Genomic DNA, 23,077 nt, shown 5'->3' with positions numbered 1-23,077 from the left:
TTAAATTAAGTTTGACGTTATATAAATGAGATGAAAAAGCAAGAATATGCCATAGTCGATATTGAAACCACAGGCGGGAATGCCAGTGGCAGCTGCATTACAGAAATTGCCATTGTCATTCACGATGGCGAAAAAGTAACAGACCGCTTTGAAACACTTGTAAACCCACAGAAGGAAATACCTCTTGCTATTTTTGCCTTAACAGGAATTAATAACGAAATGGTAGCTAATGCGCCAATCTTCGATGACATTTCAGATAAAGTATTAGAGATGCTTACCGATCGAATCTTTGTGGCTCATAATGTCAATTTTGATTATTCGTTTGTTCGTCATGAACTTGAAAAAGCAGGTCTTAAATGGACCGCCAGAAAGTTATGTACCGTTCGCGCAGCCCGAAAAATCAGACCGGGTTTTCCCTCCTATAGTTTAGGAAAGCTTTGCAATTCGCTCGACATCCCTTTAGAAAACCAGCATCGCGCCGGCGGAGATGCAGATGCTACCGCTATATTGTTTTCGCGATTACTCGAATGGGATGAGGAAGGTCATATCGAACAAATGATCAAAAACACGGCACAGGATCAGCGTTTACCTCCTAACCTTCCGCCAGAAGATTTTAATCAACTACCCGAAAAACCGGGTGTCTATTATTTTTATAATGAGGTAAAAAAAGTAATCTACGTGGGAAAAGCGGTTAATATAAAAAAACGTGTTGCCTCTCATTTTAGCGGTCACAAAATTAATCCGCAAAGACAACATTTCTTACGGGATATTTATTCTATTTCCTATGAAGTTTGTGGCAACGAGTTAATGGCGCTGCTGTTAGAATGTACCGAAATTAAACACCTTTGGCCAACTTACAACAGGGCTTTAAAACGATTTGAACCAAAATTTGGATTGTACGAATATGAAGCCCGCAACGGATATAAATATCTGGCTATCGGGAAACTCAATAAATTTCAGCCGTGTATTGAGCATTTCAGTAGTTTACACGAAGCAACAAATATGCTGCGGGGTTTAGCAGAACGATTTGAAATTGATTATAGATTTTGCAAATATTCAAAACCTGAAGAAGGAGAATCCTTTCAGAATAATGATGTAAAAGATTTGCCGGAGGTTTCCCTTCACAATGAACAAGTCGACAATGCTATTGATTTTTTATTAAGCAACAGACCCACTTTTGCCATTATAGAAAAAGGAAGAACAGCACACGAACGCAGTTGTATTTGGATAGAAAACGGTCATTTTTATGGCATGGGATATATTCCGTTGGATGTTGCGATTACCGATCCTTCCGAAGTAAAAAATTATGCTACGCCTTATAAAAGCAATCAATACATTGTGCAATTGATTTTTGCTTATGCAGAGAAAAATCCCCGAAAAGTTTTTTTCAACAAAAATTTGCTACAATCAAGGATCTAAAACGAACCTAATTTTTAAAATAGAGCTATAAACCTAAAGTATTGACTTATGACACTATTTAGCGATACCGAATTATTTGCCACAGGTTTGGAAGGAAAAAAGATATTTGACCTGCCTGATGCAGAACTTATTTTGATCGATAACTTCTTCAGTAAAGAAGAATCTGATCGTTTTTACGAAAAATTACTACGTCAAACGAAATGGAGAGAATATGAAATGGAAATGTATGATAAAATTGTTACAGCTCCCCGAATGATTTCCTGGTACGAAGACAAAGATAATGTTGGAGCAGATCAAAATGGTCCTGACTGGACTTATGAATTGTTAAGGATTAGAGGACGTGTCGAAAGAGAAACCCAACTCGAATTTAATAGTCTGCTGCTTAATTTATATCGAGATGGCAATGATGGTGTTTCCTGGCACAGCGACAAAGAACATAACACCGGACCAAACCCAATTATTGCTTCGGTCACTTTTGGCGAAACCCGAATGTTCCGATTGCGTCATAAATTCCGAAAAGAAATTCCACAAGTAGAGATTCCGCTGCATCATGGTTCTTTTCTATTAATGTCCGGAACGACTAATAGTTTTTGGCAACATCAGGTTCCCAAAACTGCTCGTGATGTTTTACCCAGGATCAACCTGACCTTTAGGAGAACCAACCGAAAAAGTTGATTTTGTAAAACTTGTCCTGAAATATAATAACTCAAAGGGCGTTATTTCTACTGTAAAATAGTGTAGAAAATTCCTCCTCTAAAAGTTAAAATACTCAGTGTATGAACCTTTTATTAGGCAAACCCTATCTTTTTTACTACTTTTGCAACCTTTTTTTACATATACATTACCACAATGGCTTATTCAAACAATGATTTAATGCGTTTTTTAGATGCGCAAAACAAACTTTATCTTACTGCCCTTTCTGAAATTAAAAAAGGAAAAAAGGAGACACACTGGATGTGGTTCATTTTTCCTCAAATTAAAGGATTGGGTAAGAGTGATACTGCAAATTATTATGCCATTAACGATCTAAAAGAAGCAACCGACTTTTTAGAACACCCAATTTTAGGAAAACATCTTATCGAAATTTCAGAACTGTTTTTAACTTTTAAAAGAAAGTCAGCCGATGGAATTTTAGGTGATTTAAATGCGCGTAAATTACGTTCGTCTATGACACTTTTCTCTTTGGTAGAAAATACAAATCCTGTATTTCAGGAAATTTTAGATGCTTTTTTCTCAGGAGAAACGGATCCTCTTACATTGTCTATTATTAATTCAACTATAGAATCATCTGTTGAAGCTGAAATGGCTTAGTTTGCATAAGCCCGCTTTTTTAGATTATTTACATTTAAGAAACACTACTCCTTTTGCTTTTGCAGATTAGTAGTGTTTTTTTTTAGCCTACTGATTTTTTATTCCTCCAAACCGTATACAAAAAATGCCTTGCTAAAAACAAGGCATTTATATTTTGCAGACAAATTTACAGTTCACCAAACCTTTGAACCTTTGCCCCTCTGAATCTATGTAACTTTAATGTTATTCTTTCGGTTTCGTCAAGTAATACACCGGAATTCCCGTTAACATAATCAAAACTCCCCATCCACAGGTTGAGAATTTGGTAAGCAACAGCGAAATACAAATGGCAGTTGCAATTACAATGTACAGCATTGGTAAAAATGGGTATCCAAAGGCTCTATAGGGTCTTTCGGCTTCCGGCATTTTTTTCCTCAAGATGAAAATTCCATAAATGGTTAAAATGTAAAAAATCAATACAATGATAATTACAAAATCTAATAAATCGCCATACTTTCCTGTCAGACACAAAGCAGAAGCCCAGAAACACTGTGCCCACAAAGCCCAGCCCGGAACACTTGATTCGTTCAAAACGGCTGCTTTTTTAAAGAAAAGGCCATCCTTTGCCATGGTATAATATACCCTTGCACCAGCCATAATGAGTCCGTTGTTGCAGGCAAAAGTCGAAATCATGATCATGATCGCAATAATGAGCGTACCAATATTACCAAAAATATAATGCGAAGCCACTACCGCTACACGGTCTGATTTGGCTGTAGCGATCTCGTCTAACGGAACTACCGCCAAATACATTAAATTGGTCAAAACATAGATGATCGTTACAATAAAAGTTCCTAAGAACAAACTGAAACCTACGTTACGCTTTGGGTTTTTAATTTCACCCGCAATAAAAGTAACCCCATTCCAGGCATCACTGGAAAATAACGAACCTACCATGGCGGCCGAAATTCCACTAATCAAAGCTGTTCCGCTAATAGGCAGCCACGAGCCACTTTCTGCATTATAGGTACGTGTTGCCCAGGCATTAGCGCCCCAATTGGCATCCCAAATCGAAGCTTTTGCGCCTAATGTTAATCCAAAAACGATTAAACCAAGTAAAGATAAAATTTTGATAATAGTCAGAACGGTTTGCAGAATTTTTCCATTCTTCACCCCGCGGCTATTAATCAGGGTTAATACAACAATGGTAAAAATCGAAACCAACTGAGCGGCGTTGAGCTTAAAAGCCCCCAGTTCATAAAGTATATTTTCATCGCTCAATGGCTCATACAAATAAGCTGCAAACTTTGAGAAAGCCACTCCAACCGCAGCAATCGTTCCGGTCTGGATTACAGCAAAAAAACTCCAGCCATACAAAAAGGCAATTAGTTTATTGTAAGCTTCCTTTAGGTACACATATTGTCCTCCGGCTTTTGGAAACATTGCGCTAAGCTCGCCGTAACTCACAGCAGCTATTACCGTAATCAGTCCTGAAAGGAGCCAAATTAGCGTTAACCATCCTGCTGAGCCTACTTGTCTGGTGATATCGGCGCTCACGATAAATATTCCTGATCCAATCATAGAACCTACCACAAGCATGGTTCCGTCTAATAATCCCAGTTCTCTTTTAAAATCTTCCTGGTCGTTTTCTTGCATAATTATAGTTTTTTGGTTGGTTAAAGATATACTTTTTTCTTAAATTTTAGTTTTCAATTTTTAGATACCAAAATTCAAATTCCAAATTCTAAATTCCAAATTCCAAAAGTCTAAAGTAAATTGGGCGTGTCCTTCCGGGTTGGGCTTCCGACTCTATCTTTTATTCTGTTTTTCTTTACTAAAGGAGACCACCTCTATCCTTCACATCAACATTGTTTTTATCAGACCTTTTAAATAATAATTGCGTTTACGGATTTCCATAAAATAATACTTCTTCACCTGTTTACATTTGACATACTAAAAGAATATTAATCTACTTTAATCAAATAACTATGAAAAAAATCTCACTAATCTTATTATTATTTGTCCTTAATTCCTGTGCTACCAATTATTATTTTGTCAACATCGATGAAGATACTCCGATTTTCACTTCGGAAAATGGAAAAGAATCAGTTACCGTAATTCCAAAAGGATCTGGCGCATACATTAATAGAAGTGATAAAAAAGCAAGAAAAATAAAGTGGCAAAATTTTAAAGGATGGGCTATAAATCCTGCCTATAGCAATTCAAGTTTTTCCAGCACTTCAGACAATAACAATTCCTCGGGCAGTAGTTACACTAAATCCTCAATAAGAAGCTCTTCAGGAGGGTCCGTTCAGGTAAAAGGTTATACAAGAAAAAATGGAACTTATGTTGCTCCACATACGCGAAGTGCTCCAAGAAGGAGATAAATCAAAAACATCCCTAAAATTATCTAAATCAAAAAAACATGAAATTAATTATTCCTCTTTTAATTCTCATTCTTACTCTTAGTAGCAAACAAGAAAAAGAAATCACCATTAAAGAAACAAATAAAGTAGAAAAAACTACATTAAAGACTTTTACTTATGAAGATATTGCCCGATATACTATGGCGTCTATTATGGGGCAACAACCTAAAATAATCACTGCAATTAAAAAAGGGAACTTATACTATGTATCCTATATTAGAAAATCAGATAGAAGGAAATTCGATTATAAAATAAAATTTTATGGCACTAAAATTCTTTGGTCAAATATAGATGGAAGATGGAGAAATTCTCAATATGACGAAAAAATAAATTTTATTGAAAACAAAAATAAACTTTCTATAATTCAAACTTTTAGTGATGGTTCTCAGGATATTCAAGAATACAAAAAAGGACAATAGGAACGACACCTTCTAAACAATTGAAAAAGATATTTTATATTTTAGCACTACTTAAAATTCAAGATTTCAAGACAACAATCTATAAAATAGAATTAAAATATCTTTATGTACCAAATGTCTAAAGAAGAAGAGATAATCAACAAGGTTGCGCAGGATAAAATAGACTTTAATCTTGGAATACAACTTTTATTAGAAGATCCCCATTATGATTTCGAAAGGCTGTTTACAACTTTAAAAAACTATATATACAACGCCATTCCTGAGAAAACTCATTATGATACCGAAACTTATCAGCAGGCGCTTCATACCATTCCATTAAAATCAACCTATACCCCGATTGTACTTTTAAAAAATTACCCAACACGAATTGCCTTTTATAAACTAGCGGAACTTCCTGAAAACGAAAATAAAAAAGTTTTAACCTCATTACTCTGGATTTTTAAAATTACAGATACTGAACGAAGAAATACCGAATGTAAAAATGGCTGTGAACATTTTTGGCATGAATTTGAATAAAACATACTGTCTTACCTTAAATATTTAGAAGCTACAACTCACCAAAAAGTTGTAGCTTTTTTAATAAGCTATAAAAAGAACTACGTTTTAAACGACATGAAGAATTGTTAAACAAAACAATAACGCATTTCAGGATATTTTTATTTGTGTTATTTTTCCATTTCTAAATTAAGTTTTGCGCCATACAATGCCCCCTAATGGATCAAAATTCGAAAAACAAAAATAAAATACGCTATAACATTAAATTATATAAAAAAACAACGTGAAAAATAAAATTAACAAGAAAAACTAGCTCATTTGTAAAACTATATCGTTTTTTTATTAAATTTATAAAGGCGCAAATCAATCTTAGGAAATTAAGTTTTTATTAACAATTGTTTATTTCAAAACCGTTAAAAAACAAAACTCTCAGTAACCTGCTTTTTCTCAGAAAGACACCTTCGATCATTAAGTACTCTTACCAGATAAAGAAAAAGCAGCATGAACCTCCAAATCTGAAAATTATGTCTAAGAGTCCGTTTTTTAAAAATACACGTTTCCCGAATGTTTTCATTCCCCTGATAATTGTATTTATTTCCTGCGCTTTACTGATCTGCATCAACTTTTTTACAATCAAAATATTATCTGCCAACAGGGCTTATGTTAATGGGGAATCACATTATTCAAAAGGACAAAAAGACGCGGCACGATATCTCATTATGTATCTTTTTACTAAAGATCCCAACCAATGGAAACTCTTTTCTCAGGAATTAAAAGTACCTCAGGGGGACGGCATCGCCAGAAGAGCTCTTTTAAAAGAAGGAGATAGCGAAACTGCCCGGCAAGGATTTCTCACGGGACGAAATCACGAAGAGGATCTGGACGATATTATCTGGCTCTTTGTAAACTTTAAAGATGTATCCTTTTTAGCAAAAGCAATTCACGAATGGGGTCAGGGCGACGAATTAATATTCAAATTAGCTACGCTGGGTCAGCAGGTAGATGCCGAGATAAAACAAAATCGTCTGACCCCCGCCAGTCAACAAAAATTTCTAAACGAAATTAGTATCATCAGCGACAAACTGACTATTAACGAACGTAACTTCCTGAATACTTTGGGAGAGGGAACACGAAAAATCAAGAGCCTTCTTATTATAACCAATATTGTTTTTATTCTGATTATCGTGATAAGCGTATGTTCGTACTACGCGATTATGGTAAAACGCTTACTGATTTCCAAGAAAGAAATTGAAGAAAAAAACGAAAACCTGCTCCTTGTCAATCACGAGCTGGATCGTTTTGTTTATAGTGCCTCTCACGATTTGAGATCGCCTATAACGTCCTTAAAAGGTCTGATCGAAATTACGCAGCTTGAAGATGATATTGATCAAATCAGAGACTATTTAACACTGATGCATAAAAGTCTCACCAAACAGGATCAGTTTATAATTGACATTATAGATTACTCTAAAAACAAACGAAAACAGGTTGTAATCGAACCTGTGAGCTTAAAGGAATTAATTGACGAATCTATTTTGCAATTGATGCATATCGAAAATGCCAACAAAATAAATTTTAAAAAGGAATTATTGGTCGATATCATCCAAAGCGATGACTTGCGTTTAAGAATCATTATTTCGAATTTGCTTTCAAATGCCATCAAATATGCCGATGTCAATAAACCCGAAATGTTTATTTCGATTAAAACTTATACAGATGAAGGCTATGATAAAATAGAAATAACAGATAATGGAATTGGCATTAAAGACGAATTTAAAGACAGTATTTTTGAGATGTATTTTGGTACAAACAAAAACAAAGGTTCAGGATTAGGTCTTTACATTGCAAAAGAAGCTTTAGAAAACATCAAAGGAACTATTTCGGTTTTCTCTGAAAACACGGTCGGGAGTAAATTTATTGTAGCAATTCCACATTCTCATGCAAACTAAACCCGAATTTCTAATCGTCGACGACAATTTGATTGATCAGCTTGTCATTAAACAGTTACTGAAAAAAGTGCTTGATATTGACGAGGTCTTTATTGCCAACAATGGTAAGGAAGGAATTCAGTGGCTTGCTGTTAAAAAAAACAGTCATCCGCTCATCATTTTACTGGATATTCAAATGCCAATAATGAATGGTTTCGAATTTTTGGAGGAGTTCCGTAAATTAAAAAAAGACGTAAAAAAAGGGATTCGAATTTTTGTACTTTCCTCGACCTTAGATCTGGATGAAATTGCAAAAATCAATAAAAACAAGTATGTAAATGCTTTTTTGAACAAGCCTTTTCCGATAGAGGAATTTAAAGCCTTACTGTTTAACTATTAAAAACTATTGAAGAACTCTGTTTACCTGAGAAAAGCTTCTTTGGTAATAAGGCTCCTTAGTAGAGGAAATCATAACACCGCCGTGAGTAGAAGAGTGTACAAATTTAATTTCTCCTTCTGTTACCTCAACGACCATCCCAACATGATTGATACGGCGTCTTCCGTTGGTTTTAAAGAAAATCAGGTCTCCCTTTTGTGCGGCTTCGCTTTCAACCCTAACTCCAATTCTGGATTGTTCGATCGAACTTCTCGGCAGCTTAATATCAAAATTATTAAAGGTACAGATCATTAGCCCTGAACAATCAAAACCGGCTTTTGTTGTTCCGCCTGACCGGTAACGTGTTCCAATATTCTCTGTTGCATTTACAATCAGTTGATCAATCAAATCAGCGTTATTGCCCAGTCTTACAAATGTAGAATCTTTTTTTACGGTAGTATCTTCGGCAATCTGAATCGGTGGTGTGGATGTAGTAGGTTCGGCAGGCTTCATTTCCTGTAAAGCTGCTGCTTTTTCGGGTGAAACATTTATTTTAAGCAGGTAACCCACTTTTAGCCTCTTCTTAATTTCAGGATTTTGTTTTTCTAATTCCTTAACGGTTATCCCAAACTCTTTTGCGATGGCGTATTTTGTTTCTTTCGGTAAAACCTCTCTACTTACTTCAACCTTCGCAGGTTCCTGAACATTCTCGATTACCGGAGCAGTCGTCGCTACAGCAGTGTTTGTGTCGGTAGTAGTCGGGATGTTAATTTGTTGTCCAATTTTTAAACCTTCGCTTTCTAAAAGCGGATTGGCTTTTTTTAAGCCATCAACTGAAACATTGTATTTTTTTGAAATTCCCCAAAGCGTTTCTTTAGCCAAAACTTCGTGAGAACCCGGAGTTACAACCGGAGTAGTATTGGCAACCGTTTCGGCAGTTTTTTTAGCAACTGTCTTATTGCGGTTTGGTATTAATAAAATGGAATTTAGTTTTAGAACTTTGGGCGCTTTCGGATTTGCTTCTGCAATATCTTTTGGTTTTACTCCGTATTTTTTAGCAATTACTGTAAGATTCTCTCCTTGTGAGATTTTGTGTTTAATATACTTTTCTTGTGAAAAAACACCAACACTGAAAAAAAACAAAATTACTATTAACCTGGAAACCATTCTTTATTACATTTTTATCTTTTATTACACGCTCTGAATTGAATTACTTTCTGAATTATAAACTCAGAAAAAGGGAATTATTTTACCCGATAAGCGAATTTAACTTTTTAAAGTAAAAAAAGCACCTTTTTTAACATCTTATTTTGTTCAAATTAACAATTTCGGCATAAAAATTGAGTCAACCCTTTGAAATAATGCTCTTTATAAAAGGCCCTATTTTCAAACCAAAACAACCAATCCTAACCCAAAAACCGTGTGAAAAAACTACTCTTACTTTTCATTCTATCTCCTTTATTATCAATTGCTCAGAATATAAATGGCACTATAATTTCTCAGGAAACCAAACTTCCAATTGCAAATACCAATGTATTTGCCTTATCAAGCAAAACTGGAACCATAACAGATGAAGAAGGTAAATTTTCTTTAAATCTGCTTTCAAAATTTAAAGACAATGAGGTACTAGAATTCTCACATATTGGTTATGCTAGCGTACAATTCTCTCTCAGCTATCTGAAAAAACAAAACTATAAGGTTTTTCTTGAAGATGAAGTCCAAAATCTATCAGGTGTAACGGTTAAAGCCAATCCCAAATTGAATTTAAAACTTCCCTACAGCAAATTAACTTCAATGAAACATAGTATTTTTTCGTTTGGCTCTTTTTTGAAGGACGATAAAATTTACATCATTGGCGGCGATGCTTCTTATGAGGTGGACCGACTGGAACTAATACGATCCAAAAGAGCCGATTTTACCTTAACCACTTATCTGGAAGCCTATCAGCAAAACGCTGTTCTTTCTTATTTTAGACGGGATTTCTCTATTTATGACATCAAAACAAATACCTGGGAATATCCGAAATTAGAACCCAAATTAAAGAAAAGAGCCCATCATAACATCCATTACTACAACAATTCGATTTATGTTTTGGGTGGAAAATCGCTTAAGGTCAATCAAAAAAGCAATTGGGAATACCTTCAAAATGAAAACGAAGTTCTGGACCTCAATAATCAAACGATTAAAACAGACTATACCACCCCGCATCAGGCAGCTGATTTTGCGTCCTTTACTTACAAGGATAATATTATTGTAATGGGAGGTTCTTTAAAATTGTCTGAAAGTGGAAAAAAAGATTTTACCAACAAGGTACATTTGTACAACATTACTTCAGGATACTGGTATGAACTTGATCCTATGCCAACAGCAAAAGAAACATCGGGAATTGTGATAGACGATACCATTTATCTTATTGGTGGAGATGACGGAAAACCGGTATCTAAAATAGAAACCTTTGACTTAAATACACAGGCATGGCAAACAGAAGGCGATTTATTTTACGGATTGGAAAAACCAGCCATAGCCTATCACGACAACATAATTTATATTTATGAAGATCGCACAATGTATACGTACGATTTAAAAACTAAACAACTTAAAGAATACGAAACGGAGTTAGCCCTAAAGTATTCCACTATGTATTTTGCCGATAACAAACTGTATATTTTAGGAGGACGCACGGAAAGTAAATTTGAAAAAGCTCCTTCCTCAACTATTTTTACATTTGATCTTGAAGATTTCAAAAATACGAAACCCGCCCGAACTAAAACCCTAAAGAGAGAAATGAACCTTGCCAAAGCCAATTAAAAAAAGCTTTTCAGTATTCGAAACTAATTTACTTTATAACAACCAAAAATCAATCTTAATCTGAACAGCGTGAAAAAATTACTTTTACTTTTTATTTTTAGTCCCTTATTAGTCATCGCCCAAAATATAAAAGGCGTAGTCGTATCTCAAAAAGGCAGCCTTCCGCTTGAAAACACCAATATATTGGCACTATCAAGCAAAACAGGAACGACAACGGATGAAAACGGTAAATTTTCTTTAAAACTGCTGCCCGAATTTAAAAATGAGGAGACCATAGAGTTCTCTCATCTGGGGTACAAAACGATAAGAATATCGCTGAGCTTTTTAACAAGCCGAAATTTCACCGTTTCACTTGAAGAAAACATCGAAAATTTATCCGGAGTAACTATTGCCTCTAATTCAAAATTAAAAACTAAGATTTCATTCAGCAAATTAGCCTCTTTAAAATACCCTATTTTTTCCTTTGGTTCTTTTTTAAAGGAGGATAAAATTTATGTTAGCGGTGGAGATGCTTATTCCGAAGTAGATCAGCTGGCAAAAGTACGAGCCAAAAAAGCCGATCCAAACTTTCAGGATTTTCTGGAGGAAGCTCAAAATACAGGAAAACGCCATTATAAAAAACACCTTTCTGTTTATGACATAAAGAATGACATTTGGGAGGTTCAGGATTTAAAACTGCTGCCCAGAGCTTATCACAACATTCATTTCTACAACAATCTGATTTATGTCTTGGGCGGAAAAAAAATATTGGTTAACAAGATTAGTAGTTGGGAATACTTACAAGATAAGATTGAAGTGGTAGATCTTGACAAACATAGTATTAAAATAGATAAGGCAAATCCGCATCAGGCAGCTGATTTTGCTTCCTTTAGTTATAACGATAATATCATTGTAGCCGGAGGATCGGTAAAAATGGACGAAAAGGGTAAAAAAGATTTTACCGATAAAATGCATTTGTACAATATTACATCAGGATACTGGTACGAACTTCCCAGTATGCTAACCGCTAAAGAAACGACAGGGATATTGATTGAAAACAAAATTTATTTCATTGGCGGATACAATGGAAAACCTTTGTCGCAAATCGAAACTTTTGACTTGACAACAGAAAAATGGGGATTTCCCGGTGAATTATTCACTCCCTTAGAAAGACCTGCTATTGCCTATAACAATAATATCATTTACTTTTTTGAGGATCGAAAAATGTATACTTACGATTTAAAAACAAAGCAGTTAAAAGAATTTGAAATCGAACTGGAGTCAAAACGTGCTGCGATGTATTACTACAACAATAAATTATATATTATTGGAGGACGCATCGACAATAGCTATTCTCAAATACCCTCAGAAAAAGTATTCAGCATTGATCTCGAGGAATTTGAAACCACAAAACCCAATAAAACGAAGATTTTATCGCAAGAAGTGAGTGCTGCTAAACCTATTGAGTAAACACAAAAGCTTGCTTATTTCAATTATAAAAAAAGCTCTGTTTTCACAGAGCTTTTTTTATAGCAATAAATCGTATCGATTAGGCTTTCCCGGCAGCAATTAAGTTTAGTGCCGAACCAGCAACGAACCAGCCAATCTGTCCTTCGTTGTAGGTATGGTTGGCCAGAATAATATCTTTGGTACCATCAGCGTGAACGAACTCTAATGTTAATGGTTTTCCCGGAGCAAACTCGGTTAAATCCGTAAAATTGATTGTATCGTTCTCCTGAATTTTATCGTAATCGGCTTCATTAGCAAAAGTCAATCCCAAAAGACCTTGTTTTTTAAGGTTTGTTTCGTGAATACGGGCAAACGATTTTACCAATACAGCTTTAACTCCTAAGAAACGTGGCTCCATAGCAGCATGCTCACGAGACGAACCTTCTCCATAATTGTGATCTCCCACAACAATAGACGAAACTCCTGCAGCCTTGTATGCACGGGCTACAGCCGGAACAGCGTCATATACGCCGGTTAGTTGATTTTTAACCGAGTTCGTTTTTTGATTGAATGCATTTACAGCTCCAATCAGCATATTGTTAGAAATGTTATCTAAATGTCCACGGAAACGCAACCACGGTCCTGCCATAGAAATGTGATCGGTTGTACATTTTCCGAATGCTTTTATCAGCAGTTTAGCCCCCGTGATGTTTTTACCATCCCAGGCATCAAACGGAGCTAATAATTGCAAACGTTCAGATGTTGGGCTTACCACTACCTGAACTCCTGAACCGTCTTCAGCAGGCGACTGGAATCCCGGATCTTTAACATCAAATCCTTTTGGAGGCAATTCGTCTCCTGTAGGTTCTTCTAACATTACTTCTTCTCCATCTTCATTGATCAAAGTGTCTGTTAATGGATTAAAACTTAAATCTCCTGCAATGGCCATAGCCGTCACCAATTCGGGCGAACCTACGAAGGCTAAAGTGTTCGGGTTACCATCTGCACGTTTGGAGAAATTACGGTTGAAAGAGTGAACGATGGTGTTCCTTTCTTCCTTCTCTGCTCCTTCTCTGTCCCACATACCAATACAAGGTCCGCAGGCATTCGCAAAAACAGTCGCTCCAATTTTATGGAAGGTATCGATAAAACCATCACGCTCGATGGTATAACGTACTACTTCAGAACCCGGCGTAATTGTAAATTGAGATTTCGTTTTTAAGTTTTTTGCACTTACCTGTCTGGCCAAAGAAGCCGCGCGGGAGATATCTTCATAAGAGGAATTGGTACAAGAACCAATTAAACCTACCTGAATTTGTAAAGGCCAGTTATTTTTGATGGCTTCCTCTTTCATTTTAGAAATTGGGGTCGCTAAATCCGGAGTAAAAGGACCGTTTAAATGTGGTTCTAATTCAGATAAATTAATTTCAATTACCTGATCGAAATACTTTTCCGGGTTAGCATATACTTCAGGGTCTCCTGTTAAATAAGAAGCTACTTTATCGGCAGCATCCGCAACATCAGCTCTGTTTGTAGAGCGCAGGTAACGACCCATAGAGGCATCGTAACCAAAAGTTGAAGTTGTAGCTCCAATTTCGGCTCCCATGTTACAAATCGTTCCTTTTCCGGTACAGGACATAGAAGTTGCTCCTTCACCAAAATATTCAACAATAGCTCCTGTACCGCCTTTTACAGTCAATATACCGGCTACTTTAAGAATAACATCTTTAGGCGCTGTCCAGCCTGATAATTTACCCGTTAGTTTTACTCCAATTAATTTTGGAAATTTCAACTCCCAGGCCATTCCTGACATCACGTCTACAGCATCTGCTCCACCAACACCAATAGCAACCATTCCTAAACCTCCTGCATTTACGGTGTGCGAATCGGTACCAATCATCATTCCTCCCGGGAATGCATAATTTTCAAGTACTACCTGGTGAATAATTCCCGCTCCCGGTTTCCAGAAACCAATTCCGTATTTATTAGAAACTGACGATAAGAAATCGAAAACCTCATTACTTTGTGTTTTTGCTCTGGCCAAATCGGTTGCAGCATCTACTTTTGCCTGAATCAGGTGATCGCAATGTACGGTTGTAGGCACTGCCACCTTAGCTTTACCGGCGTGCATAAACTGCAACAAGGCCATTTGAGCTGTTGCGTCCTGACAGGCCACACGATCCGGTGCAAAATCAACATAATCTACTCCTCTTCCAAACGCCTTTGTCGGATTTCCATCCCATAGGTGATTGTATAAAATTTTCTCTGTTAAGGTAAGTGGACGACCAACAATTTCGCGTGCTTTATCAACACGACCTGGCATGTTCTCATACACTTTTTTAATCATTTCAATATCAAAAGCCATAAGTATAATTGTTTTTGTTTGTTTTTTTGAACATCCCAAGTTACAAAAAATAGAGGAGTTGTAAAAGAAAAAGCCCGAGTTTATCACTCGGGCTCTCTATATATAATGATTATAACTAATGTTATATTACATCACTAATTGTTTGTTTGAAGGTGCAAACTTGGTTAAATTAATTCCTTCAACTGCAGTTGTATACTCTTCCAATGTTGGAGTTCTACCCAAAATTGTAGACAATACCACTACTGGTGTAGAAGAAAGTAAAGACTCTCCTTTTTTACCATCTGTATCCTCTACAACTCTTCCTTGGAACAAACGTGTAGAAGTTGCCATTACAGTATCTCCTTTTGCCGCTTTTTCCTGGTTCCCCATACAAAGGTTACATCCCGGGCGTTCTAAATACAACATGTTTTCGTATTCGGTACGTGCTGCACCTTTTGGAGCACTATCATCGAATTCAAAACCGGAATATCTTTGTAAAACTTCCCAGTCTCCTTCTGCTTTCAACTCGTCTACGATATTGTAGGTAGGCGGCGCAACAACCAAAGGTGCATTAAATTCAACTTTTCCTGTTTGTGCTTCAACGTTTTTCAACATTTGAGCAAGGATTTTCATATCTCCTTTGTGAACCATACAAGAACCGATAAATCCAAGATCAACTTTTTTCACTCCTCCATAGAACGATAAAGGTCTGATGGTATCGTGTGTATATCGTTTAGAAACATCCGCATTGTTTACGTCCGGATCTGCGATCATTGGCTCAGCAATCAGATCCAAATCTACTACCACTTCAGCGTAGTATTTTGCATTGGCATCCGGCGTTAAAGCTGGTTTCTCAGAAGTTCTGATTTCTTCAATTCTCTTATTGGCTTTGTTGATTAATCCCTGAAGAACGCGTTTGTCATTGTCCATTCCTTTGTCGATCATGATCTGGATTCTGCCTTTTGCAATTTCCAATGATTCGATTAAAGTATCATCTTCAGAAATACAGATAGAAGCTTTTGCTTTCATCTCTGCAGTCCAGTCTGTAAAGGTAAACGCCTGGTCAGCAGTAAGTGTTCCGATATGAACTTCAATAATTCTACCCTGGAATACATTCTCTCCACCAAACTGATGCAACATCTGAGCCTGAGTAGCATGAACCACATCACGGAAATCCATATACCCTTTCATGTCTCCTTTGAAAGTTACTTTTACAGATTCCGGAATTGGCATTGAAGCCTCACCTGTAGCAAGTGCAAGAGCAACTGTTCCTGAGTCAGCACCAAAAGCAACTCCTTTAGACATTCTGGTATGTGAGTCACCACCAATAATGATCGCCCACTCATCAATCGTAATATCGTTAAGAACTTTATGAATTACATCGGTCATTGCATGGTAAACGCCTTTCGGGTCACGAGCCGTAATCAAACCGAAATCGTTCATAAATTTCATCAATTTCGGAATATTTGCCTGAGCTTTTTTATCCCAAACCGAAGCAGTATGACAACCAGATTGGTAAGCACCATCAACGATTGGTGAAATTATAGTTGCTGCCATAGATTCTAACTCCTGAGCCGTCATAAGACCCGTTGTATCTTGCGAACCTACGATATTAACTTCAACACGAACATCTGAACCTGCGTGCAGTACTTTTCCTGGTGTTGTACCTACTGCATTTCTGTTGAAGATTTTCTCTACAGCAGTAAGACCTTGTCCTTCAATAGATATTTCTTTTGACGGAGCAAATACAACCGGAGCTGTAACACCTAAAGTTTTCGCTGCAAATGTTTGAAGTTTTTTACCAAATACGATAGCATAAGAACCACCTGCTTTGATAAATTCCATTTTTTGAGGAGTAAATGCTTTCGAAATGTCAATCAATTCCTGATCTCCATTGTACAGCTTTTTCTCTTTAATATTGATGGTTAAAACTGTTCCTGTAGCAACAGAATAAGTTTGTTCCAAAATTGGTTCGTCATTTTCGTTACGAACAATATTTCCTTCAGCATCAACCTTTTTTACCCAGTTTTTAAGGTCAAGACCAATACCACCAGTTACATCAACAGTCGTTAAGAAAATTGGAGAAATACCATTTGTACCTCCAACAATTGGAGCGATATTTACGAATGGAATGTATGGGCTTGCTTGTTTTCCTGTCCAAAGTGCCACGTTATTTACACCTGACATTCTTGAAGATCCCACTCCCATTGTTCCTTTTTCAGCAATTAACATTACGCTTTTATCAGGATGTTGTGCCTGTAAAGCTCTAATTTCCTGCTGTGCTTGTGGCGTAATCATACATTGCCCGTGAAGTTCACGATCTGAACGTGAGTGCGCCTGATTTCCCGGAGAAAGTAAATCGGTTGAAATATCTCCTTCACCAGCGATAAAAGTAACCACTTTAATTTCGTCTGCTACTTCCGGAAGTTTTGTAAAGAATTCTGCCTGTGCATAGCTCTCCAAAATTTCTTTCGCAACTTCATTATTATTTTTAAATGCTTCTACCAAACGAGCTGTATCTGCTTCGTAAAGGAAAACCTGTGTTTTAAGAACTTTTGCAGCCTCTTTTGCAATAGCAACATCACTACCTAAAGCCAAATCAAGCAGTACCTTAATAGAAGGACCACCTTTCATGTGAGATAATAATTCAAAAGCAAAAGCAGGAGTAATTTCGCTTACTACAGCTTCACCAAGAATAATTTCTTTTAAAAACTCAGCCTTTTCACCTGCAGCACTTGTAGTACCAGGCAAAGTATTGTAAATAAAAAATTTAAGAGAATCTTCTCTATATGGATTGTTTACATCCTTAATCTGCGAAATGATTTCACTTACTAATTCTGCACCATCGATTGGTTTTGGATGAAGACCCTGGCCTTTTCTTTCCTCGATCTCTTTAATGTAATCTTGATAAGTATTCATAATATTATAGAAGTCTTTTTATTTTTTGTTTGCAAATTTAGCTATTAAAGCCGAGAATTAAAAAAAATATAACAGAAGTCGCCTTTTCAAAAATTATTATTGCTAAAAAACAATTTTCGTTGCTTATTTTTGCCAAAATTCCAATTTTTTATTAAAAAACTGAATTATTACTATTTTAAAATCCTTTCTTTAGCAAAGTCGAAATTCGTTGTTATAAACGAAGTGAGATTTTACTTCCGCTTTAACGAAGAACCTTTCTAAATAAGCAATTACAACGTTATAGTAGCGCTTTTTTCCCTCCCCTTTTTTTCATTTTAAAACATCATTTGTCAGCGTTACTCTTTTTCCATGATTCAAAAAAAATTTAAAATAAAAAAGCTGTAATTCAAATTCTTTAATAACTTTGCAATTCAAAGTACTTTTAAATAAATACAACTATGAAAAACAAACTAGCCGCTTTCGAACTTTACACTCAAAAAACCGGAGTGATCATTGGTTTAATCGCAACCTTTTTCAGCAGCCTTTTCCTGATTGCTGCTCTTATCTCTAAAGAATTTCGATTTCATGATTTTGAAACAATTGCTATACCCAGCCTTATAGCTGAATTTGTATATGGAATTGTTCTTTCGTTTATGATCTTAAAAAACAAAGAAACTTATATCCATCTGACTCCTTTTTTAATTCTGAACTGGTTTATTGGATGTTTCTCTTTAAATATCCTTGTTCCTATTTTCCATGATCTTCAAATATGGGTTTACTTGGCCACGCTGTTTTTTTGTCTGTCCAATTTTTTCATCTACAGCAAATCAGACGAAAACCGAAGCAGATCTGTCTCCTTTTTCATAAATGGTTTATCTTTTGGGATCATCTTGTATTTTGCAATCTACCTGATTCCGATCATGCCATTTTCTTTCATGGCCATTATAATCTTAGGGTTAGGATTTTACGGATTGGTTCCTGCATTGGTGCTTGTCATCCATCTGATAACAATGGCTCGCTATCTTAATCGAAACAAGAATTACACCCTTGCTTTTGGTGCCGGTTTCTTAGTTGTACTCCTGAGCTTAACTTTTTTCGCAATTGGATTGCGTATTGAAAGCAATAAAATAGTACAATCGGCTGCAATCAATTCCTTTGATCAGAATGAGAACTTACCACGTTATATTTCGATATCTCAGAATTTAAAACCTAACTTTTTCAATGAGATATTATTAAAAAAAGACATCGTCTACATTCCGCTTCATGACCTCTTTTCTTTTAACCGTTTTGGTTCCTTCAGCACTAAACAGTTCAATGAGGAAAAAATACACAATCCGTTTATATCTGTTGCGTATCTGTTCTGTAAAGACCTGAATATCCACAATGATGACAAAATCAATATTCTGAAATCAAACTTTGACAAACGATTAGAAACTGAAGAACAACTGTGGAGTGGCAAAAGTTTATTTACCAAAACCATTAAGGAAGATGTAAAACTGTACCCTGACGCGCATCTGGCCTATACTGAAGTTACCATGAAGAGTGCCTGCCCTGAAGATACCTGGAGGGATCAGGAAGCTATTTATTCTTTTCAATTGCCGGAAGGTTCTGTTGCAACCTCATTGTCACTATGGGTAAACGGAGTTGAAAGAAAAGGGGTTTTGACTACGAAAGAGAAAGCGAAGGCGGCCTATAATCAAATTGTAGGTGTAGAAAGCCGTGATCCGTCTTTAATGCAATGGAAAGAGGGAAATAAAGTCGTGGTTAGAGTTTTTCCTATCAATGCCAGGACTCCGCGAACTTTTAAATGTGGTTTTACAACTCCTTTAAAAGTGGAAGACAACCAAATGAAATACCAGAGTCTTTCTATTAAAGGACCAAACATTTCGAATGCCGAAACGATATCACGAATTCAAAGCGTTGGAAGTACAAAAATTGAAACCAGCAAAGATTTTGAACGAAACAAAGGCCATTACATCAATCAATCAAAAGGATTAGACCATTGGGAAGCCTATATGCCGCTCACCAAAGCCTCAAACTCATTCGCATGGAAAAACAAAGTTTACGAAGTAAAGAACATTCAAAAAACGACAGTTCCCTTTACTCCTTCAGAAATTATACTGGACTTAAACAGCAGCTGGACAACCAAACAAATAGAATCGTATGTGAATTTAAACAAAACCAACTTATTTGTTTTTATAAATGACGAAAAGAAAGAAATCAACAAAGACAATTTTAGAGCCCTTGCCTTAGAGTTTGAAGATCTTCATTATTCTTTGCTACCTCTTTATAAAATGGCCAAAAACAGTTTAATCGTTACCAAATGCGGTACGTTCTCTGCCAATTTTGAGGAGCTTGAAGATTGCAATTATTTAAAAAGGATCAAAACCGAAACAAAGCCGAAAAATTTAAAAGTAATTAATATTTCATCCGATATTAATCCGTTTTGGCAAACGGTAAAAGAACAAAAATATGTCGATTACTTCCAGACCAGTTTAAGAAACAGCTTAGAACTGATTGATAAAAAACAATTTGTATTGTTTAAAACAGCACCGAATGCGGTGAATATCGAAGCTGCCAATATTGTGATTACAGAAAACCCTCAAACCAATATTCCTAAAAAAAGTGGGCCGGATCACATCTACAGAATGTACGCTTTTGGAAAAGTACTTGAAGAACAGGTGAAAATTCAAAACGATACTTTAGTGCAAAATCAATATGTCGATTTAGCCAAAGATGCCAATATTGTTACCCCGATATCTTCCCTAATTGTTCTTGAAACTGATGAAGATTACAAAAATAACGGCATTGAGAAAAACGTTGATACTCTTGGAAATGCTTCTGTGAATAATGACGGCGCTGTTCCTGAACCTCATGAATGGCTAATGATTATTCTGGGATCGACAATCCTTTTCTTTTATTACAGAAAACACAAAAAGCAAACGATTTAATGAAATCATTTTTATTTCAATACCAAAATGCCATTGCGATCCTGACGCTGCTGCTATTATTGGGTATCAACTTTGATATTGTCCGCTCTGGTTTGGATCGCAATCTTTTTGGAATTTCATTTTCAATAGTCTTATTCATTATCGGGGGTAGAAAAACTTCATTTAATATGAACTACCCCCTTTTGAGATTGATTCTTTTACTAGAATTCATAAGCTATCGGCTGCACACCAAATCGCTGCATTTTTTAGCATTGGCGCTATCAGCCTGTTTTCTATTTTACAGTCTTACGAGAAAATTTTCGTTTATTGCTTTTATCTGCATTCTGTTATTCTCCTCACTGTTTACTACCTTTTTTGATTATTTGACCGTCGAAATTAAACAGACGCTTTGTTACGGGGTCTATTTAACGTTAAAAAATTTCATTCCTATTACCAAAATCGAAGGTGTTAATTTCTACATCAATAATGCAAAAATTACCATCGACACTGCCTGCATGGGACTTTCGATGTTTAAAACCGGTTTGCTTGTTGGCGCTTTTTTATTGACTTTGGAAGAACGCAAGCAGCATAAATATTACAACGTAAAACAAATCTTCCTCTTCTGTTTTGTGATGATTTTACTCAATATCATTTCGAATTACTTCAGAATCATCGTTTTAATTTTAGTCGATTGTACCGAAGAAAATGCCTTGCATCATAGCATTGGCTTGCTCTGTTTTGTTTTTTATCAAATCATACCCCTGCTGTTTTTAATACGCTTTTTTAAACCCAATCAGGAAGAAATCGCCAGTCGTCCGGCTTCTGGCAAATTTGCCTTGTTTCCAATTGCCATCGCTTTTTTAATACTATTGGTAACTAGTTTTGAAATCAAAAAAGAACTAAAACATAACTTGCTTGAAAATCTGGATACAACCTACACTACCACGAAAGGAATATGGGTTACCAATGAAGTTTTTAAAATTGCAACTCCAGAAAAGCTTATTTACATTAAAACACCTTCTCACAATCCTTTGATTTGCTGGACCGGAAATGGCTATAAAGTAATCGAATCTAAAGTGATTCAAAAAAACAACGAAGAAATCTGTTTTGTCCGAATGGAGAAAAACCAGGCACAGTATTACTCGTATTGGTGGTACGAATGCGATGGCAAAAAATACACCTCGCTTGTCGAGGTGCTTTTCATAAAGCTTTTGTACAATAAACCTGTTCGCTTGATAAACGAAACCAGCCGTACAAAATTGATATAAAAAAAGCCTGATACAAATTGTATCAGGCTCTATATGGTTTACAACAGCTTCTGAATAATCTTTTCCTCTGTTATTCCTTCGGCATCTGCTTTATAGTTTTTAATAATTCTGTGTCTTAAAATTCCGGTTGCCACTGCTTTTACATCTTCAATATCCGGGGAAAATTTCCCATTGAAAGCAGCATGGGCTTTTGCAGCCAAAATCAAGTTTTGAGAAGCTCTTGGTCCTGCTCCCCAGTCCAAATAATTTTTAACGAAATCATTTGACAAAGCATTATCCGGACGTGTTTTGCTTACTAAAGTTACTGCATATTCAATAACATTATCGGCTACAGGGATTCTGCGAATCAAATGCTGAAAATCGATAATTTCCTGTGCACTAAACAATGGATTAATGGTTGTTTTAGCATCAGATGTCGTACGTTTCACTACCTGAACTTCTTCTTCAAAAGTTGGGTATTCCAGCTTAATCGCAAACATAAAACGGTCTAACTGCGCTTCCGGCAACGGATAGGTTCCTTCCTGTTCAATTGGATTTTGAGTCGCTAATACAAAATAAGGTAAATCTAACTTATAGTTTTGACCCGCAATGGTAACAGAACGTTCCTGCATGGCTTCCAATAAAGCGGCCTGTGTTTTAGGCGGAGTTCTGTTGATCTCATCTGCCAAAATGATGTTGGAGAAAATAGGACCTTTGATGAACTTAAATTGTCTGTTTTCATCCAGAATTTCACTTCCCAAAATATCCGAAGGCATTAAATCCGGCGTAAACTGAATTCTTTTAAAATCTAAACCTAAAGCCTGAGACAAAGTATTAATCATTAATGTTTTCGCCAGACCCGGAACACCAATCAAAAGAGCATGACCACCTGAAAATATACACAGTAAAATTTGGTCTACAACGGCATCCTGGCCTACAATAATTTTTGCTATTTCGTTTTTTAATTCGTTTCGTTTCTGAACTAAATTATGAATTGCTGTTACGTCAGACATTTAGATATGTTTTTAAATTTAAAAAGAGTTAGTATTATGAATTCATAAAACTAACT

At 36.0% G+C, this 23,077-nt stretch carries 17 protein-coding genes; 12 read left to right on the top strand and 5 right to left on the bottom strand.

Annotated features, from left to right (window positions below; all coding sequences use genetic code 11):
- Nucleotides 1-30 precede the first annotated feature (30 nt).
- The 3 genes from OLM61_RS12710 (at nucleotide 31) to OLM61_RS12700 (ending at nucleotide 2,730) form a co-directional block, all read left to right on the top strand.
- Nucleotides 31-1,419, top strand: a complete 1,389-nt coding sequence (locus tag OLM61_RS12710) for an exonuclease domain-containing protein (RefSeq protein ID WP_264523030.1) — start codon at nucleotides 31-33, stop codon at nucleotides 1,417-1,419.
- A 48-nt stretch (nucleotides 1,420-1,467) separates the two neighbouring features.
- Nucleotides 1,468-2,094: an alpha-ketoglutarate-dependent dioxygenase AlkB family protein gene (locus tag OLM61_RS12705; RefSeq protein ID WP_264523029.1), complete on the top strand. Its 627-nt coding sequence runs from the start codon at nucleotides 1,468-1,470 to the stop codon at nucleotides 2,092-2,094.
- A gap of 174 nt (nucleotides 2,095-2,268) precedes the next feature.
- Nucleotides 2,269-2,730, top strand: a complete 462-nt coding sequence (locus OLM61_RS12700) for a DUF1810 domain-containing protein (protein ID WP_264523028.1) — start codon at nucleotides 2,269-2,271, stop codon at nucleotides 2,728-2,730.
- A 222-nt stretch (nucleotides 2,731-2,952) separates the two neighbouring features.
- Here the strand turns inward: OLM61_RS12700 and OLM61_RS12695 are convergent, their stop codons facing one another.
- A complete protein-coding gene (locus OLM61_RS12695; protein ID WP_264523027.1) occupies nucleotides 2,953-4,365 on the bottom strand; it encodes an APC family permease in 1,413 nt (470 codons plus the stop codon).
- Between the two features lie 332 nt (nucleotides 4,366-4,697).
- Between OLM61_RS12695 and OLM61_RS12690 the strand changes: the two genes are divergently transcribed.
- From OLM61_RS12690 to OLM61_RS12670, 5 genes are all read left to right on the top strand, one after another.
- On the top strand, nucleotides 4,698-5,096 hold the full coding sequence (locus OLM61_RS12690) for a hypothetical protein (RefSeq protein ID WP_264523026.1): 399 nt from the start codon (nucleotides 4,698-4,700) through the stop codon (nucleotides 5,094-5,096).
- Between the two features lie 38 nt (nucleotides 5,097-5,134).
- Nucleotides 5,135-5,554 (top strand): hypothetical protein, encoded by a 420-nt coding sequence (locus OLM61_RS12685; RefSeq protein ID WP_264523025.1) that lies wholly within the window; start codon nucleotides 5,135-5,137, stop codon nucleotides 5,552-5,554.
- 105 nt (nucleotides 5,555-5,659) lie between these two features.
- Nucleotides 5,660-6,070, top strand: coding sequence for a DUF5958 family protein (locus tag OLM61_RS12680; RefSeq protein WP_264523024.1), 411 nt, complete (start codon nucleotides 5,660-5,662; stop codon nucleotides 6,068-6,070).
- A 503-nt stretch (nucleotides 6,071-6,573) separates the two neighbouring features.
- Nucleotides 6,574-7,998, top strand: coding sequence for a sensor histidine kinase (locus tag OLM61_RS12675; RefSeq protein ID WP_264523023.1), 1,425 nt, complete (start codon nucleotides 6,574-6,576; stop codon nucleotides 7,996-7,998).
- The gene (locus OLM61_RS12670) at nucleotides 7,988-8,377 is read left to right on the top strand and encodes a response regulator (RefSeq protein ID WP_264523022.1); all 390 of its coding nucleotides are present in this window, start codon (nucleotides 7,988-7,990) and stop codon (nucleotides 8,375-8,377) included. Before OLM61_RS12675 ends, OLM61_RS12670 begins: the two co-directional genes overlap by 11 nt.
- 3 nt (nucleotides 8,378-8,380) lie before the next feature.
- On the opposite strand, the gene OLM61_RS12665 is transcribed toward OLM61_RS12670, so the two are convergent.
- Entirely contained in the window at nucleotides 8,381-9,520 is a 1,140-nt protein-coding gene (locus tag OLM61_RS12665) for a peptidoglycan endopeptidase (protein ID WP_264523021.1), read from the bottom strand.
- A gap of 255 nt (nucleotides 9,521-9,775) precedes the next feature.
- Here OLM61_RS12665 and OLM61_RS12660 point away from each other — a divergent pair, with 255 nt between their 5' ends.
- Both OLM61_RS12660 and OLM61_RS12655 read left to right on the top strand, forming a co-directional pair.
- Nucleotides 9,776-11,161 (top strand): carboxypeptidase-like regulatory domain-containing protein, encoded by a 1,386-nt coding sequence (locus tag OLM61_RS12660; protein ID WP_264523020.1) that lies wholly within the window; start codon nucleotides 9,776-9,778, stop codon nucleotides 11,159-11,161.
- 69 nt (nucleotides 11,162-11,230) lie between these two features.
- Nucleotides 11,231-12,610: a carboxypeptidase-like regulatory domain-containing protein gene (locus tag OLM61_RS12655; RefSeq protein WP_264523019.1), complete on the top strand. Its 1,380-nt coding sequence runs from the start codon at nucleotides 11,231-11,233 to the stop codon at nucleotides 12,608-12,610.
- A gap of 79 nt (nucleotides 12,611-12,689) precedes the next feature.
- Here OLM61_RS12655 and OLM61_RS12650 read toward each other — a convergent pair whose 3' ends face one another.
- Together OLM61_RS12650 and OLM61_RS12645 are read right to left on the bottom strand one after the other, a co-directional pair.
- A complete protein-coding gene (locus OLM61_RS12650) occupies nucleotides 12,690-14,954 on the bottom strand; it encodes an aconitate hydratase (protein ID WP_264523018.1) in 2,265 nt (754 codons plus the stop codon).
- Nucleotides 14,955-15,080: 126 nt separating this feature from the next.
- Nucleotides 15,081-17,852 carry a bifunctional aconitate hydratase 2/2-methylisocitrate dehydratase gene (locus tag OLM61_RS12645; protein WP_264523017.1) on the bottom strand — a complete coding sequence of 924 codons (2,772 nt, stop codon included), beginning with the start codon at nucleotides 17,850-17,852 and terminating at the stop codon, nucleotides 15,081-15,083.
- Nucleotides 17,853-18,289: 437 nt separating this feature from the next.
- Here OLM61_RS12645 and OLM61_RS12640 point away from each other — a divergent pair, with 437 nt between their 5' ends.
- Complete coding sequence (locus OLM61_RS12640; RefSeq protein ID WP_264523016.1) at nucleotides 18,290-20,782, top strand: XrtN system VIT domain-containing protein; 2,493 nt, start codon at nucleotides 18,290-18,292, stop codon at nucleotides 20,780-20,782.
- Nucleotides 20,782-22,029: an exosortase N gene (gene xrtN / locus OLM61_RS12635; RefSeq protein WP_264523015.1), complete on the top strand. Its 1,248-nt coding sequence runs from the start codon at nucleotides 20,782-20,784 to the stop codon at nucleotides 22,027-22,029. The genes OLM61_RS12640 and xrtN overlap by 1 nt, the downstream gene beginning before the upstream one ends.
- A gap of 38 nt (nucleotides 22,030-22,067) precedes the next feature.
- Here xrtN and OLM61_RS12630 read toward each other — a convergent pair whose 3' ends face one another.
- Nucleotides 22,068-23,021 (bottom strand): AAA family ATPase, encoded by a 954-nt coding sequence (locus OLM61_RS12630; RefSeq protein WP_264523014.1) that lies wholly within the window; start codon nucleotides 23,019-23,021, stop codon nucleotides 22,068-22,070.
- Between the last annotated feature and the right edge of the window lie 56 nt (nucleotides 23,022-23,077).

It is taken from the genome of Flavobacterium sp. N502536, from assembly GCF_025947345.1.
Classification (GTDB): domain Bacteria; phylum Bacteroidota; class Bacteroidia; order Flavobacteriales; family Flavobacteriaceae; genus Flavobacterium.
This window is presented reverse-complemented; position numbering and strand designations above follow the sequence as displayed.